Source organism: Oryzihumus leptocrescens (genome assembly GCF_006716205.1).
Lineage (GTDB): Bacteria > Actinomycetota > Actinomycetes > Actinomycetales > Dermatophilaceae > Oryzihumus > Oryzihumus leptocrescens.
In genome coordinates this window covers 278,471-298,115 of sequence record NZ_VFOQ01000002.1, presented here as the reverse complement: position 1 = coordinate 298,115, position 19,645 = coordinate 278,471, and the positions used below count along the sequence as shown (strand labels likewise).

Here is a 19,645-nt window from a genome sequence, read left to right as displayed (position 1 = left end):
GGTCAGGGCCTCCGTTCGACGAGCCAGCCGCGCACCAGGCGGGCCACCTCGTCGGGCTGGTCATCGATGAACTGGCTGATCTCGTCGTGCATCGCGGCCCGCATCTCGGCCTCGGGCGAGATCGGCTTCGGCGCCTCCAGCGCGACCGGGGAGCCCAGGCCCGAGTCGATGGCCAGGGTCTGCGGCCGGGCGAGCTGGGCCCGCTCCTCGCGGTAGGCCTCGAGCTCGCCGAGGTCGACCGGGGTCCGCTCGACCTTGCGGCTGCGGCGGGCGAAGACGAACAGTGCCAGGGCCAGCAGCAGGACCAGACCGACGGTCTTGCCGAGGTTGATCAGGTCGGACGTGCGCTTGTCCGACTCGGCCTGCGCCAGCTCCTTGGCCGCGGTGGCCGCGGCCTTGGTGTCGAACGGCAGCTTGTCGACCGTGACGACGTCGCCACGGGCGGTGTCCAGCCCGGCCGCGGAGGCGACCAGCGCGCTGATCTGCTTGGGGTCGGCCGAGCCGGTGGTGGCCGCGTCGAGGACGACCGCGACCGTCATCCGCTTGACCTGCCCCGGCGCCGCGGTGGTGTGGGTCTTCTGCGTGCCCACGGCGTTGGTCTGGTCGCCGGACTCCTTGGTGTACGTCGAGGCGGAGCCGCCGGTGCCGCTCGGCACGGAGATGTTGTCCGGGCCGAGGACGCCGCCGACGGCGGAACCGTTGCCCTTGAACGTCTCCTTGCTGGTGCTCGTCGTCAGCGGGACCTGCTTCTTGTCCACGAGGTACTCCTCGCGGTCGATGGTCTGCTGGTCGTAGTTGAGCGAGGTGTCGACGCGCACGACCGCGTGGCCGGGGCCGACGACCTTGTCGAGCATCGACTGCACGGCGGCGGCGGTGGCGTCGGAGGCGGTGCGGCTCTGCTGGGCTCGGGCGTCGTTCAGGGCCGAGGAGGCCCCGTCCTGCCCCGCGGCGCTGAGCACCTGGCCGCTGGCGTCGGCGACGGTGACCGCCGAGGCGTCGAGCTTGGGCACGGCCGAGGAGACCAAGTGCACGACGGCCTCGACCTGGCTGCTGGTCAGCGAGGTGCCCGGCGCGGTCTTGACCAGCACCGAGGCGGTGGGCTTGGCGGCGTCGCTGGTGAAGACGTCCTGCTCGGGCAGGGCCAGGTGCACGACCGCGGCCTGCACCCCGTCGATCGACTCGATCGTCTTGCGCAGCTCACCCTCCAGCGCCCGCTGGTAGGTGACCTTCTGCTGGAAGTCGGAGGTGGTCAGGCTCTGCTTGTCCAGCAGCGAGTAGCCGTCGCCGTTGCCGCCGCCGGCGGGCAGGCCCTGGCCGCTGAGGTTGATCCGCTGCTGGTAGACGTCGGCCTGCGGCACGAGCACCGTGGTGCCGCCGTCGGCGAGCTGGTACGGCTCCTTGGCCTCGGTGAGCTTGGCGGTGATCGCGGCGGCGTCGGTCGAGGACAGGCTGGTGAACAGCGGGGCGTACGTCGGCTGGGAGACCCACGACACGAAGAAGGTGCCACCGACGACGGCCGCCACGACGGCGATCGCCGTCATCGCCTTCTGGCCGGTGGTGAAGCCGGAGAACAGGTTGCGGGCGCGCGCCATCAGCGCCCTCGGGTCGAAGCCGTTCACATCTGCATCCGCATGATCTCGGTGAACGCGTCCACGGCCTTGTTGCGGACGGCCACGGTCAGGCTCGTGGCCACCGAGGCCTCGTTGGACGCGATCATGTAGTCGTGGATGTCGGTCAGGTCACCGGTGGCGGCCTTGACCGCCAGGTTGTCGCTGGTGCTCTGCAGGTCCTGCAGCTGCTGCAGGCTGTTGGACACGAGGCCACCGAAGTCGACGCCGGGGGTGGCGGTGGCCGCAGCGGGGGCGGCCACCTGGGGCACGGGGAGCGCGCCGATGGCGGAGATGGGAGGGATCATCGCGTCACTTCCCCAGTCCGAGCGCGGCCTGGTAGGCGTCCTGCGCCCGCTGCACGACCGACAGGTTCGCCTGGTAGGCGCGCTGGGCGATGATCAGCTGGCCCATCTGGTCGGCGAGGTCGATGTCGGGCAGGCGTACGTTGCCGTCCTTGTCCGCCAGCGGGTTGTCCGGCTGGTAGACGAGCCGGCCCTCGGCGCTGCCGAGCTCGATCCCGCCGACCTTGGCGCCACCGGCGTTGCCGTAGTCCTGGGCCTGCGCCACGACGTAGCGCGCCTGGAACGCCGGCCCGCTGGTCGGCGAGACGTCGTTGATGTTGGAGACGTTGTCGGACACGGCGTCCAGCCACTTGCGGTAGACCACGAGCCCGGAGCCGGCGTTGTTGATCGCGTCGAACATGCCCATCAGTTGCTCCCGATCGCCATGCGCAGCTGGCTGAACTTGGCCGTCATGGCCTCGATCGCGAGCGAGTAGGACAGGTTCGTCTGCTCGCCGGCCAGCGTCTCTTCGTCGAGGTTGACGTTGTTGCCGTTGGTGCGGGTGGGCTCCAGCGAGCGCGCGAGGCTCGGCGTGGCGGCCGCCGGGTCACCCCCGGCCGCGAGCGTGCTGCGCAGGCTGTCCTCGAAGTCGACCTTGCCGGCGAGGAAGCCGGGGGTCTCGATGTTCGCGACGTTGTCCGCGATGGTGCGCTGACGCAGGGCGAGGCCCGAAAGCGCCTGGTGCAGTGCGCTCATCGTGACGTCGCCGAGAGGCTCCGGCATTGAGGTCAATCCTCCAGCAGCAGTCGACGGATCAGGCCCCTCGGGAGGGGCCTGTGGGCAGGGGTTCACCGCCTGTCCGTGGCAGCTGCTGGTCATCCGTGACCGGGCCCCTCATCGGCGCACCCCCCGGCGACCTGAGGACTTGTGCCAAGTCCTGGCACAACGCGGTATGCCGCGTGGTCGCCGAGAGGGCCGCTCATGGCCCGAATCCCTCACCTGCGGCCCGTGCCCGCCGATAGGTGAGGCGGACCGCACCGCACGGACGCGACGCGCGAGGAGCTCGAAGGAGGGACCGTGTTCGAGCTTTCCGAGATGGAGGAGATCGTCCAGGAGTTCCTGGTCGAGTCCCACGAGAACCTCGACCAGCTGGACCGCGACCTGGTCGAGCTCGAGCGCGACCCCGGGTCCCGCGAGCTGCTGGCCGGCATCTTCCGCACCATCCACACGATCAAGGGCACCAGCGGCTTCCTCGCGTTCGCCCAGCTCGAGCAGGTCAGCCACGTCGGCGAGGGCCTGCTGAGCCGGTTGCGTGACGGCGAGCTGGAGCTGGACTTCGAGCGCGCGGCGGCCCTGCTGGACCTGGTCGACGCCATCCGGACCGTGCTGGCCTCGATCGAGGCGACCGGCGCGGAGGGCCAGCACGACTTCTCCGGCCTCGTCGCCCGGCTGGAGCGGCTGCAGAGCGCGAACCCCGACGCGACGCCGTCCGGGCAGCCCCGTCCTGCCGCGGCCCCCGCGCCGGAGCCCGCCGACCACGACGGCGGCGAGACCGAGGTGGACAGCCGCCGAGGCGTGGCCGACCACACCATCCGCGTCGACATCGGCGTGCTCGACGAGCTGATGCAGATGGTCGGCGAGCTGGTCCTGACCCGGAACCGGATCGTGCAGCAGGCGGGCACGATCGCCGATCCCGCCCTGATGCACACCGCGCACCGCCTCGACGTCATCGCCGCCGGGCTGCAGGAGGGCGTCATGAAGACGCGCATGCAGCCGATCGGCAACATCTGGAGCCGGATGCCGCGCGTCGTGCGCGACCTCGGCGTCGTCTGCGGCCGGCAGGTCCGCGTGGAGATGGAGGGCCGCGAGACCGAGCTGGACCGCTCGCTGCTCGAGGCGATCAAGGACCCCCTGACGCACCTGGTCCGCAACGCCGTCGACCACGGCATCGAGCCCCCGCAGGAACGCGTCGCCCTCGGCAAGCCCGCCGAGGGCGTCATCTGGCTCCGGGCCTACCAGCAGGGCGGCAAGGTCCACGTCGAGATCGCCGACGACGGCCGGGGCATCGACCCGGAGCGGATCGGGCTCAAGGCGGTCGAGCGGGGCCTGCTCACCCCCGAGCAGCTGGCCGCGCTCTCGCTGGAGGAGACCACGTCGCTGGTGTTCCAGCCGGGATTCTCCACCGCCGAGGCGGTCAGCAGCGTCTCCGGTCGCGGCGTCGGCATGGACGTGGTGCGCACCAACATCGAGCAGGTCGGCGGGACGGTCGCGCTGCGCAGCGTCCCCGGCCTCGGCAGCACCGTCACCCTGCAGATCCCGTTGACCCTGGCCATCATCCCCGCCCTGACCGTCGCCACCGGTGGCCAGCGCCTGGCCATCCCCCAGCTCAGCCTGGTCGAGCTGGTCGCGGTGCCCGCCGGCGAGGTGCGCACCACGATCGAGGACGTCTCCGGCGTGCCCGTGCTGCGGCTGCGCGGCCGGCTGCTCCCGCTGGTGCACCTCGATGCGGCGCTGGGCCTGACGTCGTGCCGGCGCGCGGACGGCACCGTCTCGGTCGTGGTCGTGCAGAGCGAGGGTCGCCAGTTCGGCATCGTCGTCGACCGGGTGGTGGACACCGAGGAGATCGTGGTCAAGCCGCTGAGCTCCCAGCTCACCGGCATCGGGCTGTATGCCGGGGCGATGGTCTCCGGCGACGGTGCGGTGGCGCTGATCCTGGACGTCACGGCGCTGGGGCACCGCAGCGGGGTGCTCGGCGCGGCCCGGGACCTGGCCGGCGCCGCCGAGCCCGAGCAGGTCACCGTGGAGCAGGAGCGCGAGGCGTTCCTCATCGTGGGGGTCGGGCCGGACCGCCGGGTGGCGGTGCCGCTGGCCGCGGTGCACCGGATCGAGGAGCTGTCCACGGCGACGCTGGAGCAGGTCGGCGGCCGGGAGGTCATTCAGTACCGCGACGGCATCCTCCCCCTGGCCCGGCTCGCCCGGGTGATGGGCGTGGTCGAGGACCCCGGTCCGCAGGAGCGGGTGCAGGTGGTCGTCTACAGCGAGGGCGGGCGCAGCGTCGGCCTGGTCGTCAGCGCCATCCACGACATCAGCGACGACTTCGACGGCGTGAGCAGCGACCTCGGCGGTCCGGGCCTGAACGGCTCGGTGGTCGTGGGCCGCCAGGTCGCCGAGCTGCTCGACGTGCGCGGCGCCGTGCTCGCCGCCGACCCCCTCTTCTACGAGCCGGCCGCGCCGGCGACCCTCGACTGGATGGCGGTGCCCTCGTGAACGGCACCCGCCAGCTGTCCTCGTTCACCGTCGACGACGGGCTGTTCGGCCTGGACGTCGAGCACGTCCAGGAGGTCATCCGCACACCGCGGATCACCCCGGTCCCGCTCGCCCCGCCGGCGGTGCTCGGGCTGGCCAACCTGCGCGGGCAGGTCGTCACCGTCCTCGACCTGCGCACCCGGCTGGGGCTCGAGCCGCGACCGGGTCCCGGCGCGGTCACCGTCGTGGTGCGGCACGAGGGCGAGGTCGTCGGGCTCGTCGCGGACGCCCCCGGCGACGTGTTCGAGGTCGACGAGGACCAGCAGGACCCGCCGCCCGAGGCCCTCACCGGGCCGCCGGCCGACCTCATCAGCGGCACCTGCCGCCTGCCCGACCGGCTGCTGCTCGTGCTGGACGTCGAGCAGGCGGTGCGGGTCACCGCGCCGGCCTGACCCGGCATACCGGCTCCCCCGCGCGCGCGGCGCGCACCCCAGACCACGGATGGACAACGAAAGGACCACGGCCATGGCCGACACGACGCCCACGGATGGGCAGACGACGCCGGAGGTGGAGGACGTGCAGGCGACGGTCTCGCGGCGACGCAAGCGTGACCGGTTCCGCGGCTGGTTCGCCAACCGGCGCATGAACACCAAGATCCAGATGGTCGTGCTGCTCGTGACAGTGGTGTCCATCGGCGTGGTGGTGCTGTCGGTGGTCAAGCTGGACACGGTCAACTCCTCCGTGCACAGCCTGCAGCGCGACAACCTCGTCCCGATCACCGAGCTCGCCGCGATGCAGAAGCAGGCGCAGCAGAGCTGGATCGACATGTCCAACCTCGCCGAGGCGACGTCGGCGTCCTCGCGCCAGGACTGGCTCAACCGGATCCACGAGCAGGACACCGTCCTGGACACGGCGATGACCGCCTACATGGCGCACGCCGCGCGCAAGGACCTGGTCACGAAGTTCCAGTCGGTGTGGAGCGACTACCGGCTCACCCGCGACTCCACCGCCATCCCGATGGTCATCGCCGGCGACCGGGCGAAGTACGCGCAGGTGCGTGAGGACAAGCTGGCGCCGGCCACCGAGCAGGCGTTCGGCCTGATCGACCAGATGACCACCGTGGAGCAGTCCGACGCCCAGATGACGGTGACCCGCTCGGACAGCACGTTCCGCAACGCGGTGACCTTCATCATCGGCTGGCTGCTGGTCGGGGTCGCCCTCGCGGTCGGCCTGGCGATGTTCCTGGCGCACCTGGTCACCAGCCCGCTGCGCCGGGTCAGCCGGGTGCTGCGCGCCGTCGCCGAGGGCGACCTGACCCAGACCGCCCGGGTCGACTCCCACGACGAGGTCGGCACCATGGCCCAGGACCTCAACACCGCGGTCGCCAGCCTGCGCCGGGCGATCGCCACGATGGCCACCAGCGCCGGCACCCTGGCGATCAGCTCCGAGGAGCTGTCTGCCACCAGCCAGCAGATCGCCGCCAGCGCCGAGGAGACCTCGGCCCAGGCCAACGTCGTGGCCGCCGCCTCGGAGCAGGTCAGCCGCAACGTCCAGACCGTCGCCGCCGGCTCGATGGAGATGGGCGCCTCGATCCACGAGATCGCCCAGAACGCCACGGAGGCGGCGCGGGTCGCGCAGTCCGCGGTGGTGCACGCGGCCGAGACCAACGCCCAGGTCGGCAAGCTCGGCGACTCCTCCCAGGAGATCGGCAACGTCATCAAGGTGATCACCCAGATCGCCGAGCAGACCAACCTGCTGGCCCTCAACGCCACCATCGAGGCGGCCCGCGCCGGTGACGCCGGGCGTGGGTTCGTCGTGGTCGCCAACGAGGTCAAGGAGCTCGCCCGCGAGACCGCCCGCGCCACCGACGACATCGCCCACCGGGTCCAGACCATCCAGGGCGACACCGCTGTGGCGGTCCGGGCCATCGGCGAGATCGGCGACATCATCGGCCGGATCAGCGACTTCCAGACGACGATCGCCTCGGCCGTGGAGGAGCAGACCGCCACGACCAACGAGATGAACCGCAACGTCCACGAGGCCGCCACCGGCAGCACCGAGATCGCGAACAACATCAACGGCGTCGCGACCGCGGCCGAGACGACGACCGCCGGCGTCGCGCAGACGCAGCAGGCGGCGGCCGAGCTGGCGCACCTGTCCAGCGAGCTGCAGACGATGGTGGCGCGCTTCCGCTACTGACGCGCGCACGCTCCCCCGCGACGGCGGTGGACCCGACCACTCCCGGTGGCTCAGGTCCGCCGCCGTCGTGCCGATGGGGCACTCGAAGGCATGGCCCGTGACCGGTGACAGGAGGACTGGTGCTCGCTCTCGTCGTGGACGACTCCCGCGCGATGCGCATGATCCTGCGCCGGATCATGGCCTCGCACGGCTATGACGTCCTCGAGGCGGGCGACGGCCAGGAGGCCCTGGACCTGCTCGCCGAGGGCATCCGCCCGGACATCGCCCTGGTCGACTGGAACATGCCGGTCATGGACGGCCTGGCGTTCGTGGCGGTGTGCCGGTCGACGGCCGCCTACCGCGACATCACGCTGATGATGGTCACCACCGAGAGCGAGCGCGCCCAGATCGTGCGTGCCCTGGCGGCCGGCGCCCACGACTACGTGATCAAGCCGTTCACGCCCGACACCATCGCCGCCAAGCTGCAGGTGCTCGGCCTGGCGGGCGCGCCCCGATGAGCCGCATCGGCGTGCTCGTCGTCGACGACTCGGTCGTCGTGCGGCGCATGGTGTCCGAGGCGCTGTCGGCCGACCCGGCCCTGGAGGTCCTCGGCACCGCCCCCAACGGGCAGGTGGCGCTGAACAAGCTGGACCAGCTCGCCCCCGACTGCGTCGTGCTCGACATCGACATGCCGGTCATGGACGGGCTCGAGACGCTGCGTCGCATCCGTATCTCGCGCCCTCACCTCCCGGTCGTCATGTTCAGCACGCTGACCGAGCGCGGTGCGAGCGCCACGCTGGACGCGCTGGCCCTGGGTGCGAGCGACTACCTGCCCAAACCGGCCCACGTCGCCAACGCACCGGAGGCCATCGCCGTCGTGCGGGCCCAGCTGGCGCCCAAGATCGTGGCCCTGTGCGGCCGCCCGTTCGCCCCACGGCTGGCCCCGGCCGCGGCCGGTGAGGCGGTCCCCGCCCCGGCCGCCTCGGGCCAGGGTCGGGTCGACGTCGTCGTCATCGGCGCCTCCACCGGCGGGCCCGGCGCGCTGGAGAGGATCCTCCCGGCCCTGCCCGCGGACCTGCCCGTCCCGGTGCTGGTGGTCCAGCACATGCCGCCGATGTTCACCCGGCTCATGGCCGAGCGGCTCGACAAGCACTGCGCCCTGGACGTGCGCGAGGCCGCCCACGGCTCGGTCATCCAGCCGGGCCAGGTGCTCATCGCCCCCGGCGACCGCCACCTGACCATCGCCCGACGCGAGGTGCACGTCTACGTCAAGCTGACCGCCGACCCGCCGGAGAACTTCTGCCGCCCGGCCGTCGACCCGCTGTTCCGCTCCGCGGCCGAGGTCTACGGCCCCGGCACGCTGGCGCTCGTCCTCACCGGGATGGGCAACGACGGTCGGCGCGGGTCCGCTGCTGTCTACAGCCGGCACGGGCGCGTCCTCGCCCAGGACGCGGCCAGCTCGACCGTGTGGGGCATGCCCGGCGCCGTCGTCGGCGCCGGCCTGGCCGACCGGGTGCTGCCGCTGGACCAGATGGCCGACGTGCTGCTGGCCGCGGTGGCCGACGGCCGATCCGACTTCCGCCCCCCGGCGCCCCGCACGGACCGGCCCCTGGCAGCAGGAGGCCAGCCATGACCATCGCCAACGGCGACTTCGAGTTCGTCTCCGGGCTGGTGCAGCGGGAGTCCGCGATCTCCCTGCCCAAGGGCAAGGAGTACCTCGTGGAGGCGCGCCTGACCCCGCTGGCGCGCGATACCGGCCTGGGGTCGCTGCCGGCCCTGGTGGCCGAGCTGCGCCAGGAGGCCAGCGGAGAGCTGCGCCGCCGCGTCGTGGACGCGATGACCACCAATGAGACCTCGTGGTTCCGCGACCGGACGCCGTTCGAGGCGCTGGGCAACGGGGTGCTCGACCGGCTGGTCGCCGCCCGACGGGGCCAGGGCCGCGTGCGCGTCTGGTCGGCCGGCTGCTCCTCGGGCCAGGAGCCGTACTCCATCGCGATGACGGTCGCCCCGCGGCTGGCCGCCGAGGGGATGACCCTCGACCTGGTCGCCACCGACCTGTCGGAGGAGATGGTGACCCGGGGCAAGGCCGGGCGCTACACCGACTTCGAGATGAAGCGCGGGCTCTCCCCCCAGGCCCGCGAGGCGCACTTCAGCCGGGTCGAGGACGGGTGGCAGATCAGCGACGAGCTGCGCGCGATGGTCAGCTTCCGGTCCCTCAACCTGGCTGCCCCCTTTCCCCCGCTGGGGACCATGGACGTGGTCTTCCTGCGCAACGTGCTCATCTACTTCGACGCCGAGACGAAGGCGCAGGTCCTCGAACGGGTGGGGCAGCTGCTCGCCCCCGACGGCTACCTGTTCCTCGGCGCGGCCGAGACGACGATCAACGTCGACGAGCGGTTCACACGGACGACCGTGGGCGGGGCGACCGTCTACCGCCTCGACGGGAAGGCTGCGGCATGACGCTGGACCCCAAGGACCTCGCCGAGATCGAGGAGATCGCGCGCGACGTCTGGAGCTCGCTGCTCGGGCTCGAGATCACGGTGGCGCAGGCCCCGGACGCCTGCCCGGAGGAGGTCGCGACCGCGGTCGTGACCGTCAGCGGTGACGCGCACGGCGTGGTTGGCGTGCAGACCTCCGGCGCCGGCGCCCGCGCCATGGCGGCCGCGATGTTCATGATGGGCGCCGACGAGGTGGGCGAGGCCGAGGTCGCCGACGCCCTCGGCGAGCTGACCAACGTCGTGGGCGGCAACGTCAAGGGCCTGCTGCCCGGTTCCAACCGGCTGTCCCTGCCGACCGTCCTCGACGGAGGCGTCGAGGACCCCCGCGACCTGACCCGGCCGCCGCTGGCCGAGGTGTTCCTCTCCTGCGACGGCGAGCCGGTCCTCATCGCCCTGTACGCGCTTGCCGCTGTCCCGTCCGCTGCTACCCCAGAACGGATCCTCTCCTGATGCACATCCTCGTCGTCGACGACTCCCGCGCCATGCGCATGATCGTCATCCGCACCCTGCGCCAGGCCGGCTTCGAGGGCCACCAGATCAGCGAGGCCGCTGACGGGCGTGAGGCGTTCGAGGCGGTCAAGGACACCCGGCCCGACCTGGTGCTCTCGGACTGGAACATGCCGAACATGACCGGCATCGAGCTGCTCTCGGCACTGCGCCGCTCCGGCGACCAGACGCCGTTCGGGTTCGTCACCTCCGAGGGCTCGGCAGAGATGCGCGAGTGGGCCGAGCGGGCCGGGGCGCTGTTCCTCATCGCCAAGCCGTTCAACCCCGACACGTTCCGGGACGCCCTGCTGCCCGTGATGGCCTGAGGCTGCTGCTCCATGACGATCCTGCCCCCGCCCAAGCGGATCCGTGACCTCTTCGCAGACCTGCTCGGCCGCGACGTCGACATCTCCCCCTGCCTCGAGCCGGTGGTGCCGACCCTGATCCGCCCTTGCGCGATCGGCGTCTACGTCACCGACGACATCAAGACCGGCGCCGTGGTCTGCGCCGACCTGGAGCTCGTGGCGCGCGCCGGGGCAGCCCTGTCCCTGGTGCCCCGGGCCGGCGCCGACGCCGCGATCGAGGGGCGCTACATCCAGCAGAACCTGCTGGACAACTTCGCCGAGGTCATCAACGTCTTCGCCGGGCTGTTCAACGTGCCCAACGCCCCGCACCTGAAGCTGTACTCCGTGGTCGCCCCCGACGAGACCCCGCCGGCCGACCTGGTGCCGCTGGTGCGCCGCGTGACCCGGCGGGTCGACCTGCGCCTGGCCATCGACGGCTACGGCCTCGGCCACCTCGCGGTCGTCCTCCCCAACTGACGCGCTCCTCCCCGCCGCGGACCCCTGGTTTGCCCGCGAACCCCCAGGCTGTCGCGGTGACCCCGCGTGCGTCCCGAGGGCTGCTGGCGCAAACGAGGGGTTGCCAGGCGCCGGGGCCGGTGTGGTCGTCACCCCCGGTATGCCGTGTGCCCACCACAGCGTGAAGGCCGCCTCCCGGCTGGGAGGCGGCCTTCACGGCATACGGAGAGCGTGTCCCGCGGGGCTGTCAGCGCAGGAAGTCCATCAGCGAGGGCTGGATGATCTTGGCCGTCGCGCCGAGCGCCGCCTGGTAGGCGTTCTGCTGCATCTGCAGCTGGATGATCGTGCTCGGCAGGTCGATGTTCTCGGCGTTGGCCAGGCCGTTGGTGATCGTGTCGAGGTGGCCGTTGGCGAGGGTCTGGATCGACTCGAGGCGGTTGACCTTCGCGCCGACGGTGCTCTGCACCGACCGCATCGCGGAGGCTGCCGCGTCGAGGTTGCCCAGCTGGGCGTTGACCGCGGTCACGTTGCCCGCCTTGAGCGCCGAGGAGATGCTGTCCAGGATGCCCGTGCCGCTGTCCAGCATCGAGGTGAAGACCGTGCTGCCCGGCACGTTGACGGCGACCGTGCCCGACTTCGGGTCATCGGAGACGGTGCGGTTCACGGCCGAGGTGTTCCCTCCGTAGGCGCCGGTGGTGCTGTCGAACGGCGGCGTCTCGGTCATCGTGCCGCCGAAGACGTACTTCCCGGCGTACTGGGTGTTGCCGAGCTGGATCAGGCCGTCGCGGATCTGGTCGATCTCCTTGGCCATCGCGTCCAGGGACTCCTGCGGGAGCGCGCCGTTGCCGGCGGAGACGACCAGCTGGCGGACCCGGTCGACCATGTCGGTGGCCTGGCCCAGCGTGGTGTCGGCGGTGGACAGCCACGACAGGCCGTTGTCGACGTTGCGGCCGTACTGCGTGGTGCGCGCCTTGTCCGCGCGCAGCTGCATGGCGGAGACCGTGTCGACGGGTGAGTCCGAGGGGCGGTTGAGCTTGCGCCCGGAGGAGAGCTGCTCCTGGGTGCGCTGCAGCTGCGTCATGTTGGTCTGCAGGCCGGCCAGCACCCCCCGGGCGAGCGTTCCCTGCGTCACGCGAAACGACATGTCAGTCCTGCCTTCAGCGGGTCATATTGATGAGGGTGTCCAGCGTGGAGTCGATCGTCGTGACGAACTTCGCCGCCGCCTCGTAGGAGTGCTGGTAGTTCACGAGGTTGGTCATCTCCTCGTCGAGGCTCACCCCGGACGCGGCGGTGCGGGCGTCCTCGAGCTGGCCCGCGACCGAGGTCTGCAGGTCCGTCTGCCGGTTGGCGCTCTGCGCCTGCACCCCGAGCTGCACCATCAGGCTGCGGTAGGTCGCATCTGGTCCGGGCGGCATCGGGCTGCCGGAGGCCGGGATCGCGGGCAGGTTGGCCAGCAGGCCCATGGCGCTGGCGTTGTCGCCGTCGTACGCAGGCGGCTGTGCCGCCGATGCGGCCACCAGCTGCGGGTTGGAGATGGCCACCGCCATGTCGCCGGCCCCCGTGCCGGCGAAGATCGCCTGCCCGTTCGGGGGAGAGCTGGGCGGCGCGGCCGCAGCGGTGCGGTCGTAGCCCTTGGCCTGCTGCTGGTTGACGGCCGACATCACGGACCGGGCGATGCCGTCGAGCGCGGTCAGGTAGCTCGGCAGGGTCGTGTTGACGGCGTCGAGCAGGCCCTGCACGCTGCCGCCACCCACTGCGGCGGAGCCGTCAGCGGCCCACTGCAGCGACAGCTCGTTCGTCGCACTGGGCGTGTGGTTCGTCGGGCCGGCGACCTGGAGCGCGCGGGTGCGGTCACCGCTCACCAGCGGGCTGCCCCCGAGGTTGACGTTGACCACGCCGTCCGCGCCGGCGGTGGCCGTCGCGCCCACCGCCTGGCCGAGCTTCATCACCAGCAGGTCGCGCTGGTCGGACAGCTCGTTGGCCGGGTTGCCGGCGGTCACCGCCGACCGGATCGCGGCGTTGAGCCGGGCCACGTCCGCGGCCATCGAGTTGACGTCGGACACCGTCGCGACGAGCTGCTCCCGCGAGTCGAGCCACTGCTGGTTCATCCGGCTGCTGAGACCGTTGAAGGTGCTTGCCAGCGTGGAGGCCTGCTCGAGCATCTGGGAGCGCGGAGCGTCGTCGGTCGGGTTGGTGGCGATGTCGTGCCACGACCCCCAGAAGGCCGACAGCTGCTCCTGGAGCCCGGTGTCGCTCGGCTCACCGAAGGTCGTCTCGATGTCGCCGTAGGTCTGCTTGACCGTGCTCAGGTGCGACAGGTCGCCCTGGGCGGACAGCGCCCGCGCCTCGGCGAACTCGTCGCGGATCCGGGTGATGCCGGTGATGACGACGCCGTCCGCGGGGCTCGTGCTCCGCGACCACATCGCCGGCACCACCGACCCACCCGCCGCGACCTGCTCGATCCGCTGTCGCGAGTAGCCGGCGGTGTTGGCGTTGCTGATGTTCTGGCCGGTCACGTCCAACGCCCGCTGAGCCGCCGACAGTGCGCGCGCACCCAGACCGAGGCTGGAGAAGCCTGACATCACACCCACCTTGTCGCCGACGGAAGGACCCTGCCCATTCCTATCGGCTTCGCGGGTGCTCACCTGAGCCGGTCAGACCATCTGGTCGAGGTATGCCGGCCGGTCGCCCGGGTCGCCCGCCATCCGGTTCGCCAGTGCGAGCTGACGTCCGGCGCCGGCGAGCTGTCCGGCGACCCGGTCACCAAGCTGCCCGGCGCGCAGCAGCAGCTGGCCGGCCCGCTCGCTGACCTCGAGGGGCATCGGCCCCAGGCCGGCAGGCGGGGTGAAGGCAACCAGCTCGGCATACGGGTCCTCGTCGAGCAGGCACTCCTGCTCGACGAGGCAGGCCTCGAAGTCGTCGAGCACCTGCCGCCAACGCTCAGCGCTCATGCGTGGGCGGCCTGCGGCAGCGCCGAGGGGACCTGGGCCGCAGCGGCCTCGTGCCAGGCGTCGCGCAGCGGCTCGACGATGTCGCGGCACTCGGCCACGATCGCCGCGTCCTTGCGCAGGTTCGCGGCAGTGAGCCGCTGGAGCAGCCAGGCGTAGAGCTGGGCCAGCCCCTCGCCCTCAGGCCAGAGGCTCAGGTCGAGGCCGTTCGCCAGCTCGCCGACGATGTCCTGGGCGTGGACGAGCTGGTGGTGGGCGGCCTCGAGGTCGGGCACGGCCAGGGCCAGCTCGGCGGCACCGAGGTCGCGCACGAGCCGGTCGTAGAGCATGGTGACCAGGCGGGCCGGGGAGGCGGTGCCGACGGACTCCTGGGCGTAGCGCGCTCGTGCGGCTGCGGCGTAGGTCATCGTGGGTTCTCCCTCGTCACTTGCTGCTGGAGGAGTTGGCGGAGATGCTGCCCAGCTGACCCGCGAGCCACTGGCTCTGCGACTGGAGCTGGCCGAGGGCGGTCTCGAGCGAGGCGTACTGGCGCTGCAGCGAGTCCTGGCGCTGGGTCATGAGCACCTCGAAGTCCGCGATCTGGTTGGTGATGTCACTGATGACCTGCTGCTGGCCCTTGACCTGGTTCGTGATCAGGCCGTCGATCGGGTCCGACGCCTGCTTGGCCAGGTCGGAGATCTGCTGGCCGAAAGCGGTCAGCGTCGACTGGACGCTTGCCGGGTCCTTCGCCCAGGCCGCCATGAACTTGGTCTGGTCGAAGGTGATGTTGCCGTCCTTGTCGACCGCGATGCCGGCCGACGAGGGCGTCGCGGTCGAGCTGCCGATGACCGCGGAGCTGATCTGGCTCGCCAGGCTGCGCGCCAGCGAGCTGCTCATCAGCGGGCCACCGGTCTTCTTGGTGGGGTCCCAGGTCGAGTTGCTGCTGATGAAATGCAGCACGGAGTTGGCCTGGTCGACCATGGCCTTGACCTTGTCGGCCATGCCCTGCGTGTCCTGGGCGACGTTGAGCGTGACGGTCGTGGACGGATCGGCCTTGAGGGCCGTGACGTCGACACCGGGCAGCAGCCCCTTGACCGTGGTGGTCGACGAGGTCACGTCGTAGGCGCCCGGCCCGGTGCCGACGTGCAGCACCGTGTCGCTCCCCGCCGTGAGCTGCTGGGTGCCGCCAAGCGTGCTCCCTGCGAATGCACTGGCACCCAGGCTGATGTCGGAGTTCGCACCCGTGGTCGTGGACGTCAGCTGGAGCCGGTATGCCGAGCTGCTCACCTGCACTGCCGCCGCACTGAGGCCCAGGCCCGATGCGTTCAACTTCGAGACGACGTCCGACAGTGTTGCGCTGGCGCCGAGGTCGAGCGAGCTGGCGGTGGCCGAGCCCTGCCTGAGGCCACCCGCAAGAGTCACGCTCCATTGGTCGAAGCCGCCCGCCGCCTGGGCTGAGCCGTTGAGTGTCACGAGGCCACCGGCCCGGACATCGTCCAGAGTGTTGTCAGTGCCGTCTACGGTGATGATCCCGTCGGCGCCCTTGGCCGCCGTTGCCATGTCGGCTGGCGAGAACCCGAGAAGCGCGCTGGCGCTGCCACCCGTGACCTGGAGCGTTGCCTTGGAACCCTCGTGGACACTGGTCACGGACAGGTTGCCATTGGCTCCGATCACTGCACGCACGGCGTTGCCGGAAGCCCGCTGGACTTCGGCGGCCAACTGCCCGGGCGTGTAGCTTCCAGCGGCCAACGTGATCGAGGTGGCTTTGCCGTCCAGGACGTAGGCAAGTGTGTCGTTGGAGCCAGTGACGATGTTGATCGTGCTGGCCAAGGCCCCCGATGCGTTGACTGTCGCACCGGCCGAAGCCGTCTTGACCTGGACGCTGTGAGTCGCCGATGTTGACTGCCAAGTGTTGGCGAAGTCCATGCTGGATAGGCCGATCGCCGAGCCACCTCGTCCGACGAGGACGGGGCCGGCGGCGACCTTGGTGGTCGACGTGTCCCCCACAGTGCCGATGGAGACGGCGGCGCCGGCGGTGGCCAGCGAGGAGATGGTGAAGGCGATGGAACCGGGCACGGCGCCGGTGCCCGCGGTGGCGGTCACGCGGGTCGGGTCGCTCGTGGTGGCGGTGGCACTCTGCCAGACCGAGGCCTTGGTGATGCTGTCGGGGATCAGGGCCTGCGCAGCGGTCTGCAGGCTGCTGACCTTGCTGTTGAGGCCCTGGAGGATCGAGACCAGGTTCTGCGCGGTGGTCTGCCGCTGCGTCATCTGCTGCTCGGGCAAGCGCTCGATCTGCATGAGCTGCGCGATGATCTGGGTGGTGTTCATGCCGGAAATGAGGCCGTCGATGGTCGTTCCCACTTTTTCCGGTCCCTTCGTCGTTTCCCATGCACCGATGGATGCGCCCTTCGGGGCGGCCGCCGTTGTCGACCGCCCCGAAGGGCACGTTCAGCTCAGACGGCTCAGCCCAGGAGCTTGAGGACCGCCTGCGGCATCTGGTTGGCCTGCGCCAGCATCGAGACGCCGGCCTGCTGCAGGATCTGCGAGCGGGTGAAGGAGGTCATCTCCTGAGCCATGTCGGTGTCGGTGATGCGCGACTTCGACGCGGTCAGGTTCTCGTTGGCCACGTTGACCGAGTTGATGACGTGCTCGAAGCGGTTCTGCATGGCACCGAGACCTGCACGCGCCGTCGACACGGTCTGGATCGCCTTGTCGATGAGCGAGATGGCGCCATCCCCGGCACCCGGAGCCGTGTCCTGCTTCGTCAGGTCAACGGCAGTGCTACCCGGCGTGGCGCCATCCACGAGCAAGTCAGTCGAGCTGAAGCCCTTGTTGGCGGTGCCGTTGTCGATCGTGACCGAGATCTGGTCCGCAGACGCGTAGCCGACCTGGAAGGCCTTGGCGGAGTACGAACCGTCGAGCAGCTTGACGTTGTTGAACGTCGTCTTGCCGGCGATGCGCGTGAGCTCCGTCGCGAGCGCGTCCCCCTCCTTCTGGATGTCCTTGACGGAGTTGGCGTCGTTGGAGCCGGCGTTGGCGGCCTGGACAGCCAGGTCACGCATGCGCTGCAGGATCGAGGTGGTCTCGGTCAGCGCACCTTCAGCCGTCTGGACGACGGAGATGCCGTCCTGGGCGTTGCGGGCGGCGACGGTGAGGCCACCGACCTGCGACTTCAGGCCCTCGGAGATGGCCAGACCCGCGGCGTCATCCGCGGCGCGGTTGATCCGCAGACCGGAGGAGAGACGCTCGAGGCTCTTGCTCATCGAGCTCTGGGTGGTCGCGAGGTTGCGGTAGGCGTTCATCGCCGCGACGTTGGTGTTGATCTGAAGACCCATGGGGTTTCCTCCTTGGATGGGGTCCCGAGGACTCCATCCGTGGTGTCCCCGTAGCGCCACCCTTCGGTGTCGCCGGGGCCCTCATCGGCCCCTGCCCCACCTACCTGAGGAGTTCCCCCGGCGCCAAACGCAAAGAGTTGGTCAAGCCTGCGGCGTGATCGGCTCAGGCGCTGCGCTCGACCGAAACCCCGTGCCCCACAGGCATGCTCAGCCGAGCGCCGTACGAGGAGCGGCCGGCGATCTGCGCGTAGTACGCCTCCCGCCGCCGCGCCACGACGCCGCCGGCACGCACCGGCGAGACCATGTCGGGGTCGAGCTGGGAGTTCATGCCGTCGCGCAGCATGTTCAGCGCCTCGGCGCGGATCTGCGAGATCCGGGACTCGGTGACCCCGAGCTCCTCGGCGATCTCCTTGAACGGGCGGTCCTGGAAGAAGCAGCCCTCGACGACGACCCGCAGCCGCTCGGGCAGGGCGTGCACCGCGTCGCGCAGGTACGCCTGGCGCTCCCGCTCGACGATCGCCGCCTCCGGCGTCTCGGAGACCGACGGCAGCACGGCATCGGAGCCGGCTTCGGCGGTCAGCTGGTCGAGGCGCAGGACGACGGACTGGTGCAGGTCGGCCTGCATCCGCTCGAGCTCGGCGAGCTCGATCCCCATCTCGGTGGCGGTCTCCAGCGCCGACGGCATCCGGCCCAGCTTGGCCGCCAGCTCGTCCTGGGCGGTGTCACGGGCGCGGACCCGCGCCCGCAGCGACCGGGTGGCCCAGTCGGCCGAGCGGAGCTCGTCGAGCAGGGCACCCTTGATCCGGCGGGCGGCGAAACGGGCGAACGGCACGCCGTAGGATTCGTCGAAGGACCTCGCCGCTGTCACCAGCGCGGCCATGCCGGCCGAGACGAGGTCGTCGAGGTGGACGTGACCGGGCAACCGGGCAGCAACGGCGCGCACTTCCATGTGCACCAGCGCCATGTGGGCGCGGCAGAGCTCATCCTCACCAGCATTTGCTGGTTGCGCTGCCGCGACGGAAGTAGTAGTCACGCTGCGGAACGTAGGCGTTACTGACGCGTCAATTATGGGCTTTTCATTCAACCTGAGGTAAAGAAATACAAATCATCCGATTGGGCCATGAGGCATGACTAGAGCGAACTAGTTAGCCCCTGACCTGCGGTTTTGTCCGAAATCCTCAGTGTTTTGCCGCTCCAGCCGATGGGGGACCCGTGAACGACCACCACCCCGGGGCCACGCCGCCCGGTCTCGACGCCGAGACCGAGACAGCCCTGGCCAACGTCTCCTCTGCCTTGTGGCGAGTGCGCGAGCTCCTCGACCTGCTGACCTTCAAGCTCGAGGAGGAGCAGGCCCTGCTCGCCGTCGGGCGGGCCCGCTGGCTGGGCCGCGCGACCTACGAGGTCGAGCTGGTCCTGGAGGAGATCCGCCAGGCCGAGCTGCGCCGGGCCATCGAGCTCGGCCCGGTCACCGAGGCCCTCGGGCTGGAGCCGACCGCCTCGCTGCGCGAGATCGCCGAGGTTGCTCCCTCCCCGTGGGACGACGTCCTGACCGACCACCGCAACGCGTTGGTCACCGCGACCGCCGAGATCACCGCCCTGGCCGGCGCGAACCGCGACCTGCTCGAGGGCAGCTACCGCGCGGTCCAGGAGGCCATGGGCCGCTACGCCGAGAACCCCGAAGGCCCCACCTACACCGCGGCCGGCGCCCCCGCCGCCCAGCCGGCCCACCGCCTGTTCGACCAGTCCTCCTGAGCCGCGGCCCAGGAGCCACGCGCGGCGCCACCGCCGCGATCGCAGCGACCACCGGCCCCGGGCCGGGACGCCAGCACGAGAACCACCACCCGCACGTCGAAGTGAGAGACCCGTGAGCCAGATGACGATGACGGCGCCGCAGACGCAGACCCCGCAGCTGACCTTCCAGTCGGGCATCGTCGGCTTCCCCGAGGCCCAGCGGTTCACGCTGGTCGAGGGCGGCGGCGAGGGCGTGTTCGAGCTCATGAGCGAGGACGAGCAGGGCCCGAGCTTCGTCGTCGTCGCCCCGCAGCCGTTCTTCCCCGACTACGCCCCGGTCATCGACGACGTGACCGCCGAGCGCCTCGAGATCACCGACGCCGAGGACGCGCTGCTGCTGCTCGTGGTCACCCTGCGGGAGAACCCCGAGGACGCCTCGGCCAACCTGCTCGCCCCGCTGGTGGTCAACCACCGCACCCACCAGGCCGCGCAGGTCGTCCTCACCGGCCAGCAGTTCCCACTGCGCGCCCCCCTGCTGAGCGCCTGACGCCCT

Annotated in this window: 22 protein-coding genes; 11 read left to right on the top strand and 11 right to left on the bottom strand. The window is 70.9% G+C overall.

The window, feature by feature from the left end; translation table 11 throughout:
• Positions 1-2: 2 nt before the first annotated feature.
• Genes fliF through flgB form a run of 4 tightly spaced genes read right to left on the bottom strand, consistent with a single transcriptional unit; the run spans position 3 to position 2,674 of the window.
• Positions 3-1,619 carry a flagellar basal-body MS-ring/collar protein FliF gene (gene fliF / locus FB474_RS18505; RefSeq protein ID WP_141790327.1) on the bottom strand — a complete coding sequence of 539 codons (1,617 nt, stop codon included), beginning with the start codon at positions 1,617-1,619 and terminating at the stop codon, positions 3-5.
• Positions 1,616-1,915 (bottom strand): flagellar hook-basal body complex protein FliE, encoded by a 300-nt coding sequence (gene fliE, locus FB474_RS18500; protein ID WP_141790326.1) that lies wholly within the window; start codon positions 1,913-1,915, stop codon positions 1,616-1,618. Before fliE ends, fliF begins: the two co-directional genes overlap by 4 nt.
• Positions 1,916-1,919: 4 nt before the next feature.
• Positions 1,920-2,318, bottom strand: coding sequence for a flagellar basal body rod protein FlgC (locus tag FB474_RS18495; protein WP_141790325.1), 399 nt, complete (start codon positions 2,316-2,318; stop codon positions 1,920-1,922).
• Complete coding sequence (gene flgB / locus FB474_RS18490; RefSeq protein WP_141790324.1) at positions 2,318-2,674, bottom strand: flagellar basal body rod protein FlgB; 357 nt, start codon at positions 2,672-2,674, stop codon at positions 2,318-2,320. Before flgB ends, FB474_RS18495 begins: the two co-directional genes overlap by 1 nt.
• Before the next feature lie 294 nt (positions 2,675-2,968).
• Between flgB and FB474_RS18485 the strand changes: the two genes are divergently transcribed.
• The 9 genes from FB474_RS18485 (at position 2,969) to FB474_RS18445 (ending at position 11,120) form a co-directional block, all read left to right on the top strand.
• Complete coding sequence (locus FB474_RS18485) at positions 2,969-5,158, top strand: chemotaxis protein CheA (RefSeq protein WP_246092607.1); 2,190 nt, start codon at positions 2,969-2,971, stop codon at positions 5,156-5,158.
• Positions 5,155-5,589 (top strand): chemotaxis protein CheW, encoded by a 435-nt coding sequence (locus FB474_RS18480; protein WP_141790323.1) that lies wholly within the window; start codon positions 5,155-5,157, stop codon positions 5,587-5,589. Before FB474_RS18485 ends, FB474_RS18480 begins: the two co-directional genes overlap by 4 nt.
• Before the next feature lie 73 nt (positions 5,590-5,662).
• Positions 5,663-7,336: a methyl-accepting chemotaxis protein gene (locus FB474_RS18475; protein WP_246092606.1), complete on the top strand. Its 1,674-nt coding sequence runs from the start codon at positions 5,663-5,665 to the stop codon at positions 7,334-7,336.
• Between the two features lie 119 nt (positions 7,337-7,455).
• Positions 7,456-7,833 (top strand): response regulator, encoded by a 378-nt coding sequence (locus tag FB474_RS18470; RefSeq protein WP_141790322.1) that lies wholly within the window; start codon positions 7,456-7,458, stop codon positions 7,831-7,833.
• Positions 7,830-8,948 (top strand): protein-glutamate methylesterase/protein-glutamine glutaminase, encoded by a 1,119-nt coding sequence (locus FB474_RS18465; RefSeq protein ID WP_141790321.1) that lies wholly within the window; start codon positions 7,830-7,832, stop codon positions 8,946-8,948. Before FB474_RS18470 ends, FB474_RS18465 begins: the two co-directional genes overlap by 4 nt.
• Positions 8,945-9,775 (top strand): CheR family methyltransferase, encoded by an 831-nt coding sequence (locus FB474_RS18460; RefSeq protein ID WP_141790320.1) that lies wholly within the window; start codon positions 8,945-8,947, stop codon positions 9,773-9,775. The genes FB474_RS18465 and FB474_RS18460 overlap by 4 nt, the downstream gene beginning before the upstream one ends.
• Positions 9,772-10,263 carry a chemotaxis protein CheX gene (locus tag FB474_RS18455; protein WP_141790319.1) on the top strand — a complete coding sequence of 164 codons (492 nt, stop codon included), beginning with the start codon at positions 9,772-9,774 and terminating at the stop codon, positions 10,261-10,263. Before FB474_RS18460 ends, FB474_RS18455 begins: the two co-directional genes overlap by 4 nt.
• Positions 10,263-10,625: a response regulator gene (locus tag FB474_RS18450; protein ID WP_141790318.1), complete on the top strand. Its 363-nt coding sequence runs from the start codon at positions 10,263-10,265 to the stop codon at positions 10,623-10,625. Before FB474_RS18455 ends, FB474_RS18450 begins: the two co-directional genes overlap by 1 nt.
• 12 nt (positions 10,626-10,637) lie before the next feature.
• On the top strand, positions 10,638-11,120 hold the full coding sequence (locus FB474_RS18445; RefSeq protein ID WP_141790317.1) for a hypothetical protein: 483 nt from the start codon (positions 10,638-10,640) through the stop codon (positions 11,118-11,120).
• Positions 11,121-11,346: 226 nt separating this feature from the next.
• Here FB474_RS18445 and flgL read toward each other — a convergent pair whose 3' ends face one another.
• The 7 genes from flgL to FB474_RS18410 all read right to left on the bottom strand — a co-directional run bounded on the left by flgL (position 11,347) and on the right by FB474_RS18410 (position 18,310).
• Positions 11,347-12,243: a flagellar hook-associated protein FlgL gene (gene flgL, locus FB474_RS18440; RefSeq protein ID WP_141790316.1), complete on the bottom strand. Its 897-nt coding sequence runs from the start codon at positions 12,241-12,243 to the stop codon at positions 11,347-11,349.
• A 13-nt stretch (positions 12,244-12,256) separates the two neighbouring features.
• Positions 12,257-13,681, bottom strand: a complete 1,425-nt coding sequence (gene flgK, locus FB474_RS18435; protein ID WP_141790315.1) for a flagellar hook-associated protein FlgK — start codon at positions 13,679-13,681, stop codon at positions 12,257-12,259.
• 72 nt (positions 13,682-13,753) lie between these two features.
• Positions 13,754-14,050 (bottom strand): hypothetical protein, encoded by a 297-nt coding sequence (locus tag FB474_RS18430; protein ID WP_141790314.1) that lies wholly within the window; start codon positions 14,048-14,050, stop codon positions 13,754-13,756.
• Positions 14,047-14,454, bottom strand: a complete 408-nt coding sequence (gene fliS, locus FB474_RS18425) for a flagellar export chaperone FliS (RefSeq protein ID WP_141790313.1) — start codon at positions 14,452-14,454, stop codon at positions 14,047-14,049. The genes FB474_RS18430 and fliS overlap by 4 nt, the downstream gene beginning before the upstream one ends.
• Positions 14,455-14,470: 16 nt before the next feature.
• A complete protein-coding gene (gene fliD / locus FB474_RS18420) occupies positions 14,471-16,354 on the bottom strand; it encodes a flagellar filament capping protein FliD (protein WP_141790312.1) in 1,884 nt (627 codons plus the stop codon).
• Positions 16,355-16,488: 134 nt separating this feature from the next.
• On the bottom strand, positions 16,489-17,361 hold the full coding sequence (locus tag FB474_RS18415) for a flagellin N-terminal helical domain-containing protein (RefSeq protein ID WP_141790311.1): 873 nt from the start codon (positions 17,359-17,361) through the stop codon (positions 16,489-16,491).
• A 163-nt stretch (positions 17,362-17,524) separates the two neighbouring features.
• Positions 17,525-18,310, bottom strand: a complete 786-nt coding sequence (locus FB474_RS18410; protein WP_246092605.1) for a sigma-70 family RNA polymerase sigma factor — start codon at positions 18,308-18,310, stop codon at positions 17,525-17,527.
• A gap of 263 nt (positions 18,311-18,573) precedes the next feature.
• Between FB474_RS18410 and FB474_RS18405 the strand changes: the two genes are divergently transcribed.
• The gene (locus FB474_RS18405; RefSeq protein ID WP_141790309.1) at positions 18,574-19,113 is read left to right on the top strand and encodes a flagellar protein FlgN; all 540 of its coding nucleotides are present in this window, start codon (positions 18,574-18,576) and stop codon (positions 19,111-19,113) included.
• A 121-nt stretch (positions 19,114-19,234) separates the two neighbouring features.
• Positions 19,235-19,639, top strand: coding sequence for a flagellar assembly protein FliW (fliW, locus tag FB474_RS18400; protein ID WP_141790500.1), 405 nt, complete (start codon positions 19,235-19,237; stop codon positions 19,637-19,639).
• The last annotated feature ends 6 nt before the right edge of the window (positions 19,640-19,645 follow it).

Bases quoted from the DNA above. Each gene is read 5' to 3' on its own strand.
- FB474_RS18410 (WP_246092605.1), bottom strand. From the start codon at position 18,310: ATGGAAGTGCGCGCCGTTGCTGCCCGGTTGCCCGGTCACGTCCACCTC.
- FB474_RS18495 (WP_141790325.1), bottom strand. From the start codon at position 2,318: ATGGGCATGTTCGACGCGATCAACAACGCCGGCTCCGGGCTCGTGGTC.
- FB474_RS18455 (WP_141790319.1), top strand. From the start codon at position 9,772: ATGACGCTGGACCCCAAGGACCTCGCCGAGATCGAGGAGATCGCGCGC.
- fliW (WP_141790500.1), top strand. From the start codon at position 19,235: ATGACGATGACGGCGCCGCAGACGCAGACCCCGCAGCTGACCTTCCAG.
- FB474_RS18445 (WP_141790317.1), top strand. From the start codon at position 10,638: ATGACGATCCTGCCCCCGCCCAAGCGGATCCGTGACCTCTTCGCAGAC.
- FB474_RS18415 (WP_141790311.1), bottom strand. From the start codon at position 17,361: ATGGGTCTTCAGATCAACACCAACGTCGCGGCGATGAACGCCTACCGC.
- fliD (WP_141790312.1), bottom strand. From the start codon at position 16,354: ATGAACACCACCCAGATCATCGCGCAGCTCATGCAGATCGAGCGCTTG.
- flgK (WP_141790315.1), bottom strand. From the start codon at position 13,681: ATGTCAGGCTTCTCCAGCCTCGGTCTGGGTGCGCGCGCACTGTCGGCG.
- FB474_RS18460 (WP_141790320.1), top strand. From the start codon at position 8,945: ATGACCATCGCCAACGGCGACTTCGAGTTCGTCTCCGGGCTGGTGCAG.
- fliS (WP_141790313.1), bottom strand. From the start codon at position 14,454: ATGACCTACGCCGCAGCCGCACGAGCGCGCTACGCCCAGGAGTCCGTC.
- FB474_RS18475 (WP_246092606.1), top strand. From the start codon at position 5,663: ATGGCCGACACGACGCCCACGGATGGGCAGACGACGCCGGAGGTGGAG.
- FB474_RS18465 (WP_141790321.1), top strand. From the start codon at position 7,830: ATGAGCCGCATCGGCGTGCTCGTCGTCGACGACTCGGTCGTCGTGCGG.
- fliE (WP_141790326.1), bottom strand. From the start codon at position 1,915: ATGATCCCTCCCATCTCCGCCATCGGCGCGCTCCCCGTGCCCCAGGTG.
- FB474_RS18450 (WP_141790318.1), top strand. From the start codon at position 10,263: ATGCACATCCTCGTCGTCGACGACTCCCGCGCCATGCGCATGATCGTC.
- FB474_RS18430 (WP_141790314.1), bottom strand. From the start codon at position 14,050: ATGAGCGCTGAGCGTTGGCGGCAGGTGCTCGACGACTTCGAGGCCTGC.
- flgB (WP_141790324.1), bottom strand. From the start codon at position 2,674: ATGCCGGAGCCTCTCGGCGACGTCACGATGAGCGCACTGCACCAGGCG.
- flgL (WP_141790316.1), bottom strand. From the start codon at position 12,243: ATGTCGTTTCGCGTGACGCAGGGAACGCTCGCCCGGGGGGTGCTGGCC.